Below are 16,197 nucleotides of genomic sequence, written 5' to 3' on the forward strand. Positions count from 1 at the left end.
GTGTCCTTCAGCGCTCGTCGGGGGCGTCGATGTCGAGTTCGCGTTCGATGCGGTCGAGGCGGTCGTAGATACTGGCGCGCTCGAGGTAGTCCTGCTCGCGGGTGGGCAACTCCGAGCGCCCGTTCCTGATGACCAAGGCCCGCTCCAGCACGGCGATCCGGTGCTGGTGACCCCGTGTGGTCGTCCGAAGTTGGGCCAATGTCCGACGCAGCCTCTGACCCACCATGGCCGCGAGCGCTGTGGCTGACACGATCACCACAAGCAGGGCCACCGTGGTCAGGGCCGGTGCCGTCCGTGCCACCTGAACGATCAACACCACCACTGCCACCACGGCGAGGGCGCCGATGGCCATCAGGGTCAGGCGTGGGCGAGTCATGAGAGCTCCTCAGCTTCGGGGGATTCCGCATGGGGTGAGGTCGGGTGTTGGGAGGCGATGAGTTCGCCCTGGCGAGCCAGCGCGAGAAGTTCGTCCGCGCGCTCGTGGTTGCCGTCGGCCACCTGCCAGGCCCACCAGCGATAGCTGCGCGCCACGAGTTTCGCGTCGCCATCGGTGATCAGCTCGCCCTGATGCAGCCACACGGCCCGCGTGCAGAGCTTCTCGATCGTCTGGGCGGCATGCGAGACCAGAAAGATCGTTCCCGCCTGGGTGCGCAGATGCTTGATCGTGCGCGCCGAACGCTCGGCGAAGGCGGCGTCGCCGGTTCCCAAGGCCTCATCGATGAGCAGGATCTCGGGGTTCGAGGCGGCCGCGATCGCGAACCGCAACCGGGCGCCCATACCGGAGGAGTAGGTCGACATGGGGCGGTTGATGGCCTCCCCGATCTGGGCCAGATCGAGTACTCGGGGTGTCACCTCGACGATCTCGGCTGGCGTGAACCCCAGGGCCAACAACCCCAGCCTGACGTTCTGGCGCCCGCTCATGCCGGGCATGAGCGCCGCGTTGACACCCAGAAGCATGGGAGTGGCCGACGCCAACACGGAGCCGCCCTCGGGTGGTTGCACGCCAGCGATCACCCGCAGGAGCGTGCTCTTGCCCGACCCGTTGGCCCCGACGATGCCGACATGCTCGCCCTCGCGCACGGTCAGACTCACATCGCGCAGCGCATGCACCTTCGTGCGAGACACGCGGTTCACGATCCGGTGGGCGACCTTGCGGAACAGGGTGCCGTCGGGGGGCGGCTCCGTCTCGGTGTCGTAGGTCACCGAGACATCGGTGATCACGACCGAGATGGGGCTCTCCGGCTCAGCGGATTCGGCCATAGCTCACCTCACCCCGCCAGAAGAAGACGAACCCGACGACGAGGACGAGGATGGCCCAACCGGCCAGCTGCACCCATTCGCCCGGCCGCGGCATGTAGCCGCGCATCAACATTTCTCGATACATGTTGATCAGGATGTAGAGCGGCTGATGGTCGACGATGGGTCGTGCATTCGGGATGTTGTCGAAGCGATCCACCGACCAGATCACAGCGGACGCGTACATGAGCAGCCGCGTGATGTAACTCATCAGGTGGCGGGCGTCGGGGAACGCCGATCCGATGCGCGCGGCCACGAAGGTGAGGCCGAGGTTGAACACACATTGGAGGGCGAACAAGAACGGAACCATGATGGCTTCCGGCTTGGGCCAGTGGTGGGACAACAGGTGCACGATGACGAACATGACCACCATGGTGGGGAGCGTCTGGACGGCCTCCCGCAGCGCGATCGCCACCGGCAGGGAGGCACGGGGGAACGAGAAACCCCTGATCATCCCAACATTCGCGGGGATCGCTCCAATGCCACTCGTGAGGCAGCGCGTGGTGAAGCTGAACATGAACACGCCGATCACCACGTACGAGGGAAAGTTCACGATACGCGATTGGAACAGCACGCCGAAGATGAGCACATACACGGCCGCATCGAAGAGCGGGTTGAGGATGAGCCACAGATTGCCCAGCACCATGCCGCGATTGCGGGAGAGCGCCTGCGCCCATGCCTGGGCCCAGATGAAATGTCGCCGACCCCACAGCTGGCGCAGATAATCGCGAACGGGCAGTCGTCCGCTGACCGGTTTCAGGTCGGCGTAGTCGAGCCCTCTGCGTGGGGTGGGGCGACTCAGGCGCGGCAGGGCAATGGCTGCCTTGCGAGTCGGTTCCATCAGTCAGCTCCCAGAGTGGCGTACAGCTGATCGTAACGGTCTGCCGCCCGTTGCCAGGTTCGCTCGGCGGCCCACGCCCGGCCCTGCCCGTGTGCCCGAGCGCTGGCGGTGGGGTCGTCCAAGGTCCCTGCGAGGGCCGCGGCCAGGGCGGCCTCGTCACCGGGGGCGGCCAGTCGTCCGCCCGCTGCCGCGACCACCTCGTGCAGGGCGGGCAGGTCGCTCCCGACCACCGGACGACCCAGCGCCCACGCCTCCACCGGCTTGAGCGGGGTCACGACCCGACACACGGGGGTGTCGAGGCGGGGCACGGCCACCACGTCGAGGGCCTCGACCCACCGCAGGGCGAGTTCGCGATCCTGCCGACCGGGGAAGTGGCAGAACTCCGAGATGCCCAGCTCGGCGGCCAGCGCCTCCAGACCGGGCAGCGACACTCCATGGCCCACGATGGCGCAGCGCACGTCTCGTCCCTCGTGCCGAAGCCGCGCCACGGCGCGCAGCAGCACGTCGAACCCCTCGTAGCCCACCACCGAACTCACGGCACCCACCCAGGCGCCCTCCCGGGGCAGTCCGAGGCGCTCCCGGGCCTCGGCCGGCGTACTCGTGCGGGTGAGCAGGCCCTCGTCCACGGCATTGGGCACCACGGTGATCTTCTCGACCGGCACCCCACGGTCGACCAGGTCGTCCTTCTGCACCTCGGAGAGCACGACGACGGCATCGGCGGCCAGCGCCAACTCGGTCTCGCGCCCCCGCTGCAGCCGCAGCCGCTCACTCGCGGAGGCCTCGTCCGCTGCCCAGCCGGGGCGGCTCGCCAACCACGTCAGCTCGAGTTGCCCGCGCATCTCGTAGACCCACGGCAAGCCGGTGCGGGTCGCCACCTCGCGCACCACGACGGCATTGGTGTGGTCGGTGGTGGTGTGCAGCACCTGCGGACGGAACTGCACGACGAGCTCGGTGAGCAGGTCGGCCTGCTGGGCGAGTCGAGCCATCACGGTGGCTGGCTGGCGCCACGGCAGCAGTCGGTGCATCCGCACGCCCTCGACGGTCTCGACGGGCGACACCCCGAAACGCCCGATGCTGGCGGGGTAGCCGAGGCGGGTGACCGCCTCGACCGACCACCCACGCCCGATCAGGGCCTGCATGATGGCCTGGCTGCGGCGGGTGTAGCCCGACTGCGTGTGCGGCAGGGAGTTGGTGAGCACGTGCAGCGCCCGGCGCGGCACCGGCGTCACCTCGACCGAGGCACGCTGGGGCAGTCTGACCCCCGGGGTCATCGCCTCGCGTTCGCTGGCGATGCGGTCCGCCAGGCGACTGCCCGATGGGAGCGCCGCGATGGCGCCGCTGTAGTCCCCGGCCTGCAGCCGGAGTCGGGCCCGGTCTTTCGCGCTGAGCAGGCTGTCGGGCACCAGTTCGACCAGCCCCCGATTGACCGCGACCTCGACGGCCACGCGATCAAGGGGAGTGGTGCCGGGGGAGTCGGCGGCCCACGCCTCGAGGTGGGTGCGCACGTCGCCCGGACGATCCGCCGCGTGCGCGACCAGCGCCTGCCAGGCCGGTGGCCCCCCGGCGCGCAGTCGGCGACCCAGGTGCAGACGCCGGGAGGCCTGCACCAGCGCGTGCGCGGGGTCGTCGCCCGCGAGGCGCAGGCCGTTGGTACCGGCCAGCCACAGGTCACGCACCAGATCACGCCCACCGGCGGGGAGGGGGCGGGGGGTCACGTCGCCCCGGAATCGACGCGGCTGGGCGCTGGCCCGCCCTGAAGCTGGCCGGCGGCCGTGAGCAGGGCCTTCTCGACGTGGCGCACCGACACCTCGGGGCTGCCGGCGAGTGCCCACCCGCGGGCCAGCGGAGAGATCCGCAGCCGCTGCCGTTCGTGAGCCAGATCACGCCACAACTGGGCCAGGGCCTGGGGGTCTTCGGGCGGGACGACGTCGCCAGCTCCGCTCTGGCGAATGATGTCGGCGGTCTCACCCTCCACGCTGGCGCTGATGTGGCGCCCGGCCATCATCGTCGGGTAGAGCTTCGACGGCACCGTCAGGTTCATGCCGGCCCACCGGCGCAGCGAGATGAGCACGGTGTCAGCCCACGCCAACTGCTCGGCCGTCTCGGATTCCGGCACCCGATCGCGCCAGTCGACCTCAACACCGAGGCGGTGGGCATACGTCATCAGGGCCTGTTTGTGGGCGCCATCACCGACGATCCGCAGCGAGACGGGGGTGTCGGAGTCGCGCAGCAGGGCGGCGGCGTCGATCGCCACCGCCAGCCGTTGGGCGCGCCCGAGCACCCCCAGGTAGAGCACGCGCAGTTCGGGGTGGTGGTCGTCCGGTGGGGGCAACAGGTCGACACCGCGGGCGGTGTTGCGCGCCACGGACACGTGCGCGAGACCGTGGGCGCGCAGGTCGCGCGCCAGCGAGTCGGTGGTGGTGATCACGGCGTCGCTGCTGTGCAGGACGTGCCAGATCGCCGCCCGCAGCACCGGGGCGAACCGGGCCACGGGAACGGGGAACGGCTCGTCGTGGGTGCCGTCGTCGGCCCATTCGTGCATGTCGTCGAGCAGGTGCGGCCACGCGTCGCGCAGCTCCACCACCAGCGGACGACCCCGCAGCTTCGCCACCAGCCACCCGGCCGGCAGCGTGACCAGCGCCGGCACCGTCGCGACCACGACATCGGGACGAGGGCTCCGCAGCCCCGCGACGATGGTCTGCAGCCCGGTCAGGGCCTCGTTGACCACGCGCCGGCGCAGACTCAGGCCGGGCACGATCGCGCGCACCTCGCGCACCGTCAGCCCCCGGCCACCGTGGTGGCGGGTGTGACTGCCCCAGCGGGGAACCACGACGTCGAGTCGGTGACCGTGGTTGAGAAGGCCGCTGGACAACCAGTCCCATCGGCCGGCATGGGCGCCACCCTCGGGCGGGAAGTGCTGCGTCAAAAGCAGAATGCGAATGACGTGACTCCTCTCCCGATGCCTGTGTTCAGCCCCCGCGGATTGCACCCAAAGGTGGGTGATAACCTCCGGACAGCAAGCTAACAGAATGGGTGTGTGCGCCTGACGGCGACCACCATCATGGGTGAGGAATTCGCGTGACCGACTCCACCATCGTCGTGATCGGGCTGGGCTACATCGGCCTGCCGACGGCTGCCGTGCTGGCTCGCGCGGGCAAGCGGGTGATCGGCGTCGACGTCTCCGACCGGCACGTCGATGCCGTCAACGCCGGCGAACTGCCATTCATCGAGGAGGGGCTGGGTGACGTCGTGGCCCAGGTCGTCCGAGACGGCAAGCTCACGGCCCAGAAGGCCACCCCCGCCGGCGACGTCTTCATCATCGCCGTGCCCACCCCGTTCGCCGAGGGTCACAAGGCCGACCTCAGCTACATCGACGCCGCCACCCGCGCGATGGCGCCGCAGCTCACCGGTCACGAGCTGGTGATTCTCGAGTCGACCTCTCCGCCCGGAACCACGGAGCACGTGCGCGACCTGCTCGCCACCCTGCGCCCCGACCTCACCGAGCTGCAGTTCGCCCACGCCCCGGAGCGCGTGCTGCCCGGGCGCATCATGGTCGAGATGGTCACCAACGACCGCATCATCGGGGGAATCACGCCCGAGGCGGCGACCCGCGCGGCCGAGCTCTACGCCAGCTTCTGCGAGGCGGAGTTGCACCTGACGGATGCCACCACCGCCGAGATGGCCAAGCTCACCGAGAACGCCTTCCGCGACGTCAACATCGCCTTCGCCAACGAGCTCTCGCTGATCTCTGACCAGCTGGGCATCGACGTCTGGGAGCTGATCGAGCTCGCCAACAAGCACCCCCGCGTCAACATCCTGCAGCCCGGCCCCGGCGTGGGCGGGCACTGCATCGCCGTCGACCCGTGGTTCATCGTGTCGAGCTCGCCCGAGCACTCCAAGCTCATCAACCAGGCTCGTCACGTCAACGACGGCAAGCCCGACTGGGTGATCGACCAGGTGCGCTCGGCGCTGGCCGACCCGTCGATCGCCGACAAGGCCGAGAAGACCGTCGCCTGCCTCGGGCTCGCCTTCAAGCCCGACATCGACGACCTGCGCGAGTCGCCCTCGCTGCACATCGTCGAGCGGCTGGCCGCCGAACTCGAGGGCGTCAACGTCGTCGCGGTCGAGCCCAATGTCACCGAACTGCCCAAGAACCTTGCCGGACGAGGCGTGACCCTCGTCGACCTAGAGGCTGCCCGCGCCGCCGACGTGGTGGTGCTGCTGGTCGACCACAAGGAGTTCCGCGAGATTCCGGCGGAGCGGCTCGAGGGTCGCCTGCTCGTGGACACGAAGGGGCTGTGGCGGCGACGTCGTCCGCAGACCCTCACGCGCTGAGGTTCACCCGGGGCCCCCGTCGGACGAGGCTCCGTGGCAACTCTCAACCCACCCTCGATCACCGCGGACCCCCGCGTTGGTGGGGGAGCGGCGGCGGGTTAGCATCGGGGCGAGTTCTGCCGACGATGTGCGCGAAAGGGGGTGACGGCTGTGAAGAAGGCGTTGAAGCCGCAGTTCGTCATTCCCGTCGCCATCGCCTACGTGCTGGTGGCGATCCTCGTCGCCGGCCCGTGGTTCGCCCTGTTCACCGGCGGGCTGGGCGCCCTGGTCGCGGCCTTCGCCCTGTGGTTGTCGACCGACCGCACCCGCCAGCACCTCGGTGTCGGGCTGGCCGTGGTCGGGGTCGCGCTCTGCGGGTCCGGCTATCTCGTCGGCGCCAATCCGGCCTGGTTGCACCGCGGTGACGCCGTGGCCGAGGCCGTGCCCTCCGACCCGGCTGCCAGCGCCGCATCGACCCAGAGTGCCGACAGCCCGACCCACGACGCGGCGAGCACCAGCGCACCGACCTCCCCGGCTTCCAGTGCCCCACCGGCCAGCGCCGCCAGCACGCCGGCCGGATCCTCGGTCGTGAGCACGCCGGCGCAGTCGTCGGCGCCAGCGGCCCCCACCACCCGCACCACCCAGTACGTGCCGCCGGCCAAGCCTCGTCCGACGTCAACCCGGAAGAGCGCCGCCCCCACCGGTCAGGCCTCGACCCCGCCGGGGGCCTCGTCCGCACCGACGACGTCGACCACCACCACGTCGTACCCCACGGCAACCAGCCAGCCCACCCTCGGGCCGACCGTGGTCGTGCCGAGCGACCTGCCCACGCCCCCCACCTCGGTGCCGACCGACCCGCCCACCGAGCTGCCGACGCTGCCCACGCTCGGGCCGACCGACGGTTCCACCGACACCTCTCAGCCCGGTTCGGACTCCTGACACACCGGCTGGTGCTTGCCACCGGCCGACCGAGGACTACCATGGTGGCGACGCGACGGTCGTCGTCCGAGGGCTCAGATGATGGGGCCCGTCCCGGAGACCCACCATCGCCCCTCCCAGCGGGTTGCGCTTGACAGCCCGGGCTCCGCCGTGCGCTTTGCAAAGTTGCCGCCGGCCGCGTACTGTGGGTTCTTGCCCCATCGCTACTTGACGACCCGTGCGTGCTCCTGCGCGCTTTGACGCGGGCCGTTCTGCATGCACAGCACCTGTGTGTTGAGTTCTTGGAAGGACCGCATCTTGGCCGCCTCGCGCACCGCCGCAAAGAACACCAACGTCATCTCCTCCAGCGGACGCCTGTCGTTCGCGAAGATTCCCGAACCGATGGAAGTCCCGAATCTGCTTGACCTGCAGATCGACTCCTTCGACTGGCTCGTGGGCAACGAGGCGTGGCAGAAGAGCGTCCAGGAGGCCCTCGCTGAGGGACGCACCGACATCAACACGAAGTCGGGCCTCGAAGAGATCTTCGAGGAGATCTCGCCCATCGAAGACATGGCCGAGACCATGTCGCTGTCGCTGCGCGACCACCGCTTCGAAGACCCGAAGGCCTCGATCGACGAGTGCAAGGACCGCGACATCACCTACGCGGCCCCGCTGTTCGTCACCGCCGAGTTCATGAACAACGACACCGGTGAGATCAAGTCGCAGACCGTGTTCATCGGCGACTTCCCCCTGATGACCGACAAGGGCACCTTCGTGATCAACGGCACCGAGCGTGTCGTGGTCTCGCAGCTGGTGCGCTCGCCCGGTGTCTACTTCGAGCAGACCCCCGACAAGACGTCCGACAAGGACATCTTCTCGACCAAGATCATTCCCTCGCGCGGCGCCTGGCTCGAGTTCGAGATCGACAAGCGCGACCTCGTCGGCGTGCGCCTCGACCGCAAGCGCAAGCAGAACGTCACCGTGCTGCTGAAGGCCCTGGGCTGGACCGAGGAGCGCATCCTCGAGGAGTTCTCCGGCTACGAGTCGATGCGTCAGACCCTCGAGAAGGACCACGTCCACACCCAGGACGAGGCCCTGCTCGACATCTACCGCAAGCTGCGCCCCGGCGAGCCCCCGGCCCGCGACGCCGCCGAGACCCTGCTCAACAACTACTACTTCAACCCGAAGCGGTACGACTTGGCCAAGGTCGGTCGGTACAAGATCAACAAGAAGCTGGGTCTCGACCTGCCCTTCGACCAGCAGGTGCTGACGGTCGACGACATCGTGCAGGCGATCCACTTCGTGTGTGCGCTGCACGAGGGCAAGGAGACCCTCGAGAACGGCACCCCCGTCGAGGCCGATGACATCGACCACTTCGGCAACCGTCGCCTGCGCACCGTCGGCGAGCTGATCCAGAACCAGCTGCGTACCGGTCTGGGTCGCATGGAGCGCGTCGTGCGCGACCGCATGACCACCCAGGACATCGAGGCGATCACGCCTCAGACCCTGATCAACATCCGCCCGGTGACCGCGGCGCTGAAGGAGTTCTTCGGGACCTCGCAGCTGTCGCAGTTCATGGACCAGAACAACCCGCTGGCCGGCCTCACCCACAAGCGTCGCCTGTCGGCGCTGGGCCCCGGTGGTCTGTCCCGTGACCGCGCCGGCATGGAGGTCCGTGACGTCCACCCGTCGCACTACGGCCGCATGTGCCCCATCGAAACCCCTGAAGGCCCGAACATCGGTCTGATCGGCTCGCTGGCCTCGTTCGCCCGCGTCAACGCGTTCGGCTTCATCGAGACCCCGTACCGCAAGGTCGTCGACGGTGTCGTCACCGGCACCATCGACTACCTGACCGCCGATGAGGAGGATCGTCAGATCGTCGCGCAGGCCAACGCCGTGCTCGACGACCGGGGCGCCTTCGTCGAGGAGCGCGTGCTCGTCCGCAAGCGCCACGGCGACGTCGACACCGTCGACCCGTCCGAGGTGACCTACATGGACGTCTCGCCTCGTCAGATGGTGTCGGTCGCCACCGCGCTGATCCCGTTCCTCGAGCACGACGACGCGTCGCGTGCCCTGATGGGCGCGAACATGCAGCGCCAGGCCGTGCCGCTGATCCGCAACGAGTCCCCGTTCGTGGGCACCGGCATGGAGTACCGCTCGGCCACCGACGTCGGCGACGTCACCCTCGCCGCCAAGGGCGGTGTGGTGAACAGCGTCTCGGCCGATCTCATCGAGATCACCAACGACGACGGCACCTACTCCAGCCACAAGCTGCAGAAGTTCAAGCGGTCGAACGCCGGCACCTGCATCAACCAGCGTCCGCTGGTCGCCCCCGGTGACCGGGTCGAGGTCGGCTCGCCGCTGGCCGACGGCCCCTGCACCGATCAGGGCGAGATGGCGCTCGGCAAGAACCTGCTGGTCGCCTTCATGCCCTGGGAGGGTCACAACTACGAGGACGCGATCATCCTGTCGCAGCGCCTCGTGCAGGACGACGTCCTCACCTCGGTGCACATCGAGGAGCACGAGGTCGACGCCCGTGACACCAAGCTGGGCCCCGAGGAGATCACGCGGGACATCCCGAACGTGAACGAGGACATGCTGGCCAACCTCGACGAGCGCGGCATCATCCGCATCGGCGCCGAGGTCGGTACCGGCGACATCCTCGTCGGCAAGGTCACCCCGAAGGGCGAGACCGAGCTCACCCCCGAGGAGCGCCTGCTGCGCGCCATCTTCGGTGAGAAGGCCCGCGAGGTGCGCGACACCTCGATGAAGGTGCCCCACGGTGAGACCGGAACAGTCATCGGCGTGCGCGTCTTCGACCGCGAGGAGGGCGACGAGCTGCCCCCCGGCGTGAACCAGATGGTGCGCGTGCACGTGGCCCAGAAGCGCAAGATCTCCGACGGTGACAAGCTCGCCGGCCGCCACGGCAACAAGGGCGTCATCTCGAAGATCCTGCCCGTCGAGGACATGCCGTTCCTCGAGGACGGCACCCCCGTCGACATCGTTCTGAACCCGCTCGGTGTGCCGTCCCGCATGAACCTGGGTCAGGTGCTGGAGAACCACCTCGGGTGGATCGCCAAGACCGGCTGGGACATCTCGGGTCTGGAAGAGGAGTGGGCGAAGCGTCTGCAGGAGGTCGGCCTCGAACACGCCGACGCCAACAGCCGCGTGGCCACCCCCGTCTTCGACGGTGCCACCGAGGAAGAGATCGCTGGTCTGCTCGAGCACAGCCTGCCCACCCGCGACGGCGACCGTCTGGTCGACGCCGACGGCAAGGCTCGTCTGTTCGACGGCCGCTCCGGGGAGCCCTACCCGCAGCGCATCGGTGTCGGCTACATGTACATGCTGAAGCTGCACCACCTGGTCGACGACAAGATCCACGCCCGCTCGACCGGCCCGTACTCGATGATCACCCAGCAGCCGCTCGGTGGTAAGGCGCAGTTCGGTGGCCAGCGCTTCGGTGAGATGGAGGTGTGGGCCCTCGAGGCCTATGGCGCCGCCTGGGCTCTGCAGGAGCTGCTGACCATCAAGTCGGACGACGTTCCCGGCCGCGTGAAGGTCTACGAGGCCATCGTCAAGGGCGAGAACATCCCCGAGCCGGGCATCCCCGAGTCGTTCAAGGTGCTCGTCAAGGAGATGAAGTCGCTCTGCCTGAACGTCGAGGTGCTCTCCTCCGACGGCACGGTGGTCGAGCTCCGCGACTCCGACGACGACTACCGCGGCGCCGAGGACTTCGGCATCGACCTGTCGCGTCGTCCGGGTTCCGACTCGTTCGCGATGGCCGACGAAGTCTGAGTTCTGTGCGCGGGCCCGCAGGCTCGTCCGATCGTGTTGAAGCACGGACGAGCCTGCGGACGCCCACCAGGACCAGTCCAACCCCCTGAACTCAGACCCCTCATTCAGCACCTGCGCACCGCAGGGAAATGGAGACAACCAACGTGCTGGACGTCAACTACTACGACGAACTCCGCATCGGTCTGGCCACCGCCGACGAGATCCGCGGCTGGAGCCACGGCGAGGTCAAGAAGCCCGAGACCATCAACTACCGCACCCTGAAGCCCGAGCGCGACGGCCTCTTCTGCGAGAAGATCTTCGGCCCGACCCGCGACTGGGAGTGCTACTGCGGCAAGTACAAGCGCGTGCGCTTCAAGGGCATCATCTGCGAGCGCTGTGGCGTCGAGGTGACCCGCTCGAACGTGCGTCGTGACCGCATGGGCCACATCGAGCTCGCCGCTCCCGTGACCCACATCTGGTACTTCAAGGGTGTTCCCTCGCGGCTGGGCTACCTGCTCGACATCGCCCCGAAGGACCTCGAGAAGGTCATCTACTTCGCGGCCTACATGATCACCTGGGTCGACGACGAGGCTCGCCACCGCGACCTGTCGTCGCTGCAGGCCAAGGTCGACGTGGAGCGTTCGCAGCTCGAGAAGCGCAAGGACGTCGACGTCGACAACCGCCTCAAGAAGCTCGAGGAAGACCTGGCCCAGGCTGAGGCCGACGGTCTGAAGGCGGAGCAGAAGAAGCGCATCAAGGACGGCGCCGAGAAGGAGGCCAAGCAGATCCGTGACCGCGCCCAGCGCGAGATCGATCGCCTGGACGCCGTCTGGGACCGCTTCAAGTCCCTCAAGGTGCAGGACTTCGAGGGCGACGAGATTCTCTACCGTGAGATGAAGTCGCGTTTCGGCAAGTACTTCAAGGGTTCGATGGGCGCCGAGGCGATCAAGGACCGCCTGGCCAGCTTCGACCTGGCCGCCGAGGCCGAGTCGCTGAAGGAGACCATCCAGACCGGCAAGGGGCAGCGCAAGACCCGCGCCCTGAAGCGGCTGCGCGTGGTGTCGGCGTTCCTGAACACCACCAACTCGCCCATGGGCATGGTGCTCGACGCCGTTCCCGTCATTCCTCCGGATCTTCGTCCGATGGTGCAGCTCGACGGTGGCCGCTTCGCGACCTCCGACCTCAACGACCTGTACCGCCGCGTGATCAACCGCAACAACCGCCTCAAGCGTCTGCTCGACCTCGGTGCCCCCGAGATCATCGTGAACAACGAGAAGCGCATGCTGCAGGAGGCCGTTGACTCGCTGTTCGACAACGGACGACGCGGCCGCCCCGTCACCGGGCCGGGCAACCGTCCGCTGAAGTCGATCTCGGACATGCTGAAGGGCAAGCAGGGTCGTTTCCGTCAGAACCTGCTGGGCAAGCGCGTCGACTACTCGGGCCGTTCGGTCATCGTGGTCGGCCCGCAGCTGAAGCTGCACCAGTGTGGTCTGCCGAAGGCCATGGCGCTGGAGCTGTTCAAGCCGTTCGTGATGAAGCGTCTGGACGACCTGAACCACGCCCAGAACATCAAGTCGGCCAAGCGCATGGTCGAGCGTCAGCACCCCGTGGTGTGGGACGTGCTCGAAGAGGTCATCACCGAGCACCCGGTGCTGCTGAACCGCGCACCAACCCTGCACCGTCTGGGCATCCAGGCGTTCGAGCCGCAGCTGATCGAGGGCAAGGCCATCCAGCTCCACCCGCTGGTGTGTGCCGCGTTCAACGCCGACTTCGACGGCGACCAGATGGCCGTGCACCTGCCGCTGTCGGCAGAGGCCCAGGCCGAGGCCCGCATCCTGATGTTGTCGACCAACAACATCCTGAAGCCGGCCGACGGCCGTCCGGTCACCCTGCCGTCGCACGAGATGATCATCGGCATGTACTACCTGACCCAGAGCCTCGACGGGCTGCTGGGTGAGGGGCGTGCCTTCTCGTCGGTGGCCGAGGCGATCATGGCCCACGACGCCGGTGAGCTCGACATGCGCGCCAAGATCAAGGTGCTCGTGAAGGACTACGTCGCCGGCCCGAAGTCGACCGTGACGGTTCGCCCCGACGGTTCGGCCCTGCTCGACACCACCCTGGGCAAGATCACCTTCAACGAGGCGCTCCCGGCGGAGTACCCGTTCGTCACCGACCACGTGGGCAAGAAGCAGCTCGGTGCGCTCGTCAACGAGCTGGCCGACAGCTACCCGATGACCGTGGTCACCCGCACGCTCGACAACCTGAAGGACCTCGGCTTCCGCTGGGGCACCCGCTCGGGTGTCACCGTGTCGATCGGTGACGTGCAGATCCCGCCGAGCAAGCCGGCCATTCTCGAGACCTACGAGAAGAAGGCGTCCAAGATCGACACCCTCTACGACCGCGGTGCGGTCACCGAGGACGAGCGCCGTCAGGAGCTCATCCAGATCTGGACCGACGCCACGGCCGAGCTGACCGACGCCATGGAGGACAACTTCGTGGCCACCAACCCCATCGTGATGATGGTGAACTCGGGCGCTCGTGGCTCGATGACGCAGATGCGTCAGCTGGCGGCCATGCGTGGCCTGGTGGCCAACCCGAAGGGCGAGATCATCGCCCGTCCCATCAAGTCCAACTTCAAGGAAGGTCTGTCGGTTCTGGAGTACTTCATTTCGACCCACGGTGGTCGAAAGGGTCAGGCCGACACCGCTCTGCGTACCGCCGACTCGGGTTACCTGACCCGTCGTCTGGTGGACGTCTCGCAGGACGTGATCATCCGCGAGGAGGACTGTGGCACGTCGCGTGGTCTCACCAAGACCATCGCCGTGACCGACGACTCGGGTCGCGTGACGATCCCCGAGAACGTCGAGACGGCCGCGTACGCCCGCACTCTGGCCACGGATGCGACCGACGAGTCGGGCACGGTGCTGCTCGAGGCTGGTGCCGACCTCGGCGACGCCGAGATTCGCGCCCTGGCCGCCGCCGGCATCACCGAGGTGAAGGTGCGTTCGGTGCTCACCTGTGACGCCGCCACCGGCACCTGCTCGAAGTGCTACGGACGATCGCTGGCCACCGGCAAGCTGGTGGACGTCGGCGAGGCCGTCGGTATCGTCGCCGCCCAGTCGATCGGCGAGCCCGGCACCCAGCTGACGATGCGTACCTTCCACACCGGTGGTGTGGCCGGTGACGACATCACCCAGGGTCTGCCCCGTGTGCAGGAGCTCTTCGAGGCTCGTCAGCCCAAGGGCAAGGCTCCGCTGGCCGAGGCCGCTGGTCGTCTCGAGATCGAGGACGCCGATCGTTCGCGCAAGATCGTGCTGAAGCGTGACGACGGTGGCGAGGACATCGAGTACATCGTGCCCAAGCGTGCTCGTCTGGAGTTCGAGGTCGACGGCCAGCAGGTCGTCATCGCCGATGGTGTGCGCGTGGCCGCTGGCCAGCAGCTCACCGCCGGTACCAAGGACCCGCAGGACGTGCTGCGCATCAACGGTGTCCGCAAGGTGCAGGAGCTGCTCGTCGACGAGGTGCAGAAGGTGTACGCCACCCAGGGTGCGCCGATCCACGACAAGCACATCGAGATCATCATTCGGCAGATGCTGCGTCGCATCACCGTCATCGACGGTGGCGACACCAAGCTGATGCCCGGTGAGCTCGTCGACCGCCAGTCGTTCGAGGCCGCCAACCGCGAAGCGGTGGAGTCCGGCGTGCGTGCGGCCGAGGGTCGTCCGGTGCTGATGGGCATCACCAAGGCGTCGCTGGCGACCGAGTCGTGGCTGTCGGCCGCCTCGTTCCAGGAGACCACCAAGGTGCTGACCGATGCCGCCATCCACGGCAAGTCGGACTCGCTGCGTGGCCTGAAGGAGAACGTCATCCTGGGCAAGCTGATCCCGGCCGGCACCGGTCTCGACCGCTACCGCAACGTGCGCGTCGAGCCCACCGCCGAGGCCAAGGCCAGCGCGTTCACGATGAACTACGATCCCTACGACTACGACTTCGGTACGGGTTCGGGGGCCGCGGTTCCGCTGGAGGACATCGACTTCGGCGACGGCGTGCGCTGAGTTTGTTGATCCCCTGATCGCCTGATCGCGGACGAGGGCCGCCCCACTTCGGTGGGGCGGCCCTCGTCCGTTGTCGGGCTGGTGATCGGGCAGCCTCACGCCACCTCGGCGAGCCACGCGGCACCGAGCATCGGCGGGCGACCCCGCCACCCGCCCGCGCGCAGCGCCAGATCGACCCTGCCCACGAATCTTCCGGACGAGCTGACCACCGTGAACTGCACGACGGGTTCCGGCAGCCCGGCCGTGATCAGCAGCATGCGGGTGCGTGACTCCCGCACCGAGCCGGAGGTGGGCACGCTCAGCGCCCAGGTGTGCGGGCGGTGGGCCGCGAGGTCGTCCGCCTCGGTGCGTCGGACCATGCCCAGCCGGCGCAACTCGTCGAGCGTGACCACCTCGTCGGTGAGCCTGAGGTCGGCGTCGTCCAGAGCCTCGACCAGGCTGGCGATGGGTGTGGTCGCCGGCCGGTGCACGCACGTGATGCCGTCACGTCGAACCCGCTGGGTGGTCGCGAGACAGACGGGGGAGTCGGCGCCGAGTGAGGCTCCACGCAGGCGCAGGGCCGTCACGCCGGTGACGGTGGCACCTGGCACCACGAGCCGGGCCGCCGCGACGAGCACGCTGAGTGTCGGTGCCACGTCGGCGTCGACGTAGACCCCCTGGAAGATACGCCGGAAGCGCGGGCCGAGCAGTTGGTGACGAGTCACCCCGTGAGCAGCGGCGGTGGCTGGTGTGAGCAAGCGCATCCCGCCATGCTGCCTCCGCGAGGTGGCGCCAGAAGGGTTATCCACAGGCAGAGGTGTTGTCCGTTTCGGCGGCAGCCTCGTCCCACCATCGGACGAGTTGCCCGAGTTCGTGGCACTGATGTCACAAAGTCCGCCCGGATCGGCCCACGCGGCGGACTCTGGGGCGTCCGTGTCACAAAGTCCGCCTGGGCTGCCCGGCGACCCGGCGAGGGGCGACCTGACCCGCAACCTGGGCGCAACCGGCCCGGGCCCGCGC

At 68.2% G+C, this 16,197-nt stretch carries 10 protein-coding genes; 4 read left to right on the forward strand and 6 right to left on the reverse strand.

Translation table 11 applies throughout. The features are described from left to right. Positions 1-7 precede the first annotated feature (7 nt). Genes ACSDQ9_RS06265 through ACSDQ9_RS06285 form a run of 5 tightly spaced genes read right to left on the reverse strand, consistent with a single transcriptional unit; the run spans position 8 to position 5,063 of the window. Positions 8-376, reverse strand: coding sequence for a hypothetical protein (locus ACSDQ9_RS06265; protein ID WP_435145039.1), 369 nt, complete (start codon positions 374-376; stop codon positions 8-10). Beyond that, on the reverse strand, positions 373-1,260 hold the full coding sequence (locus tag ACSDQ9_RS06270) for an ABC transporter ATP-binding protein (protein WP_435145042.1): 888 nt from the start codon (positions 1,258-1,260) through the stop codon (positions 373-375). Before ACSDQ9_RS06270 ends, ACSDQ9_RS06265 begins: the two co-directional genes overlap by 4 nt. Then, positions 1,244-2,137 carry an ABC transporter permease gene (locus tag ACSDQ9_RS06275; RefSeq protein ID WP_435145045.1) on the reverse strand — a complete coding sequence of 298 codons (894 nt, stop codon included), beginning with the start codon at positions 2,135-2,137 and terminating at the stop codon, positions 1,244-1,246. Before ACSDQ9_RS06275 ends, ACSDQ9_RS06270 begins: the two co-directional genes overlap by 17 nt. Further along, positions 2,137-3,852 (reverse strand): glycosyltransferase family 4 protein, encoded by a 1,716-nt coding sequence (locus ACSDQ9_RS06280; protein ID WP_435145048.1) that lies wholly within the window; start codon positions 3,850-3,852, stop codon positions 2,137-2,139. The genes ACSDQ9_RS06275 and ACSDQ9_RS06280 overlap by 1 nt, the downstream gene beginning before the upstream one ends. Continuing rightward, positions 3,849-5,063 carry a glycosyltransferase family 4 protein gene (locus ACSDQ9_RS06285; protein WP_435145051.1) on the reverse strand — a complete coding sequence of 405 codons (1,215 nt, stop codon included), beginning with the start codon at positions 5,061-5,063 and terminating at the stop codon, positions 3,849-3,851. Before ACSDQ9_RS06285 ends, ACSDQ9_RS06280 begins: the two co-directional genes overlap by 4 nt. A gap of 152 nt (positions 5,064-5,215) precedes the next feature. Here ACSDQ9_RS06285 and wecC point away from each other — a divergent pair, with 152 nt between their 5' ends. The 4 genes from wecC (at position 5,216) to ACSDQ9_RS06305 (ending at position 15,198) form a co-directional block, all read left to right on the forward strand. Then, positions 5,216-6,472 (forward strand): UDP-N-acetyl-D-mannosamine dehydrogenase, encoded by a 1,257-nt coding sequence (gene wecC / locus ACSDQ9_RS06290; protein WP_435145054.1) that lies wholly within the window; start codon positions 5,216-5,218, stop codon positions 6,470-6,472. 150 nt (positions 6,473-6,622) lie between these two features. Continuing rightward, positions 6,623-7,390 carry a hypothetical protein gene (locus tag ACSDQ9_RS06295; RefSeq protein ID WP_435145056.1) on the forward strand — a complete coding sequence of 256 codons (768 nt, stop codon included), beginning with the start codon at positions 6,623-6,625 and terminating at the stop codon, positions 7,388-7,390. Between the two features lie 297 nt (positions 7,391-7,687). Next, positions 7,688-11,164 (forward strand): DNA-directed RNA polymerase subunit beta, encoded by a 3,477-nt coding sequence (gene rpoB, locus ACSDQ9_RS06300; protein ID WP_435145258.1) that lies wholly within the window; start codon positions 7,688-7,690, stop codon positions 11,162-11,164. A gap of 143 nt (positions 11,165-11,307) precedes the next feature. After that, positions 11,308-15,198 carry a DNA-directed RNA polymerase subunit beta' gene (locus tag ACSDQ9_RS06305; RefSeq protein ID WP_435145261.1) on the forward strand — a complete coding sequence of 1,297 codons (3,891 nt, stop codon included), beginning with the start codon at positions 11,308-11,310 and terminating at the stop codon, positions 15,196-15,198. A 95-nt stretch (positions 15,199-15,293) separates the two neighbouring features. On the opposite strand, the gene ACSDQ9_RS06310 is transcribed toward ACSDQ9_RS06305, so the two are convergent. After that, on the reverse strand, positions 15,294-15,941 hold the full coding sequence (locus ACSDQ9_RS06310; protein ID WP_435145058.1) for a hypothetical protein: 648 nt from the start codon (positions 15,939-15,941) through the stop codon (positions 15,294-15,296). Positions 15,942-16,197: the final 256 nt, after the last annotated feature.

Source organism: Aestuariimicrobium soli (assembly GCF_051192575.1).
Classification (GTDB): domain Bacteria; phylum Actinomycetota; class Actinomycetes; order Propionibacteriales; family Propionibacteriaceae; genus Aestuariimicrobium; species Aestuariimicrobium soli.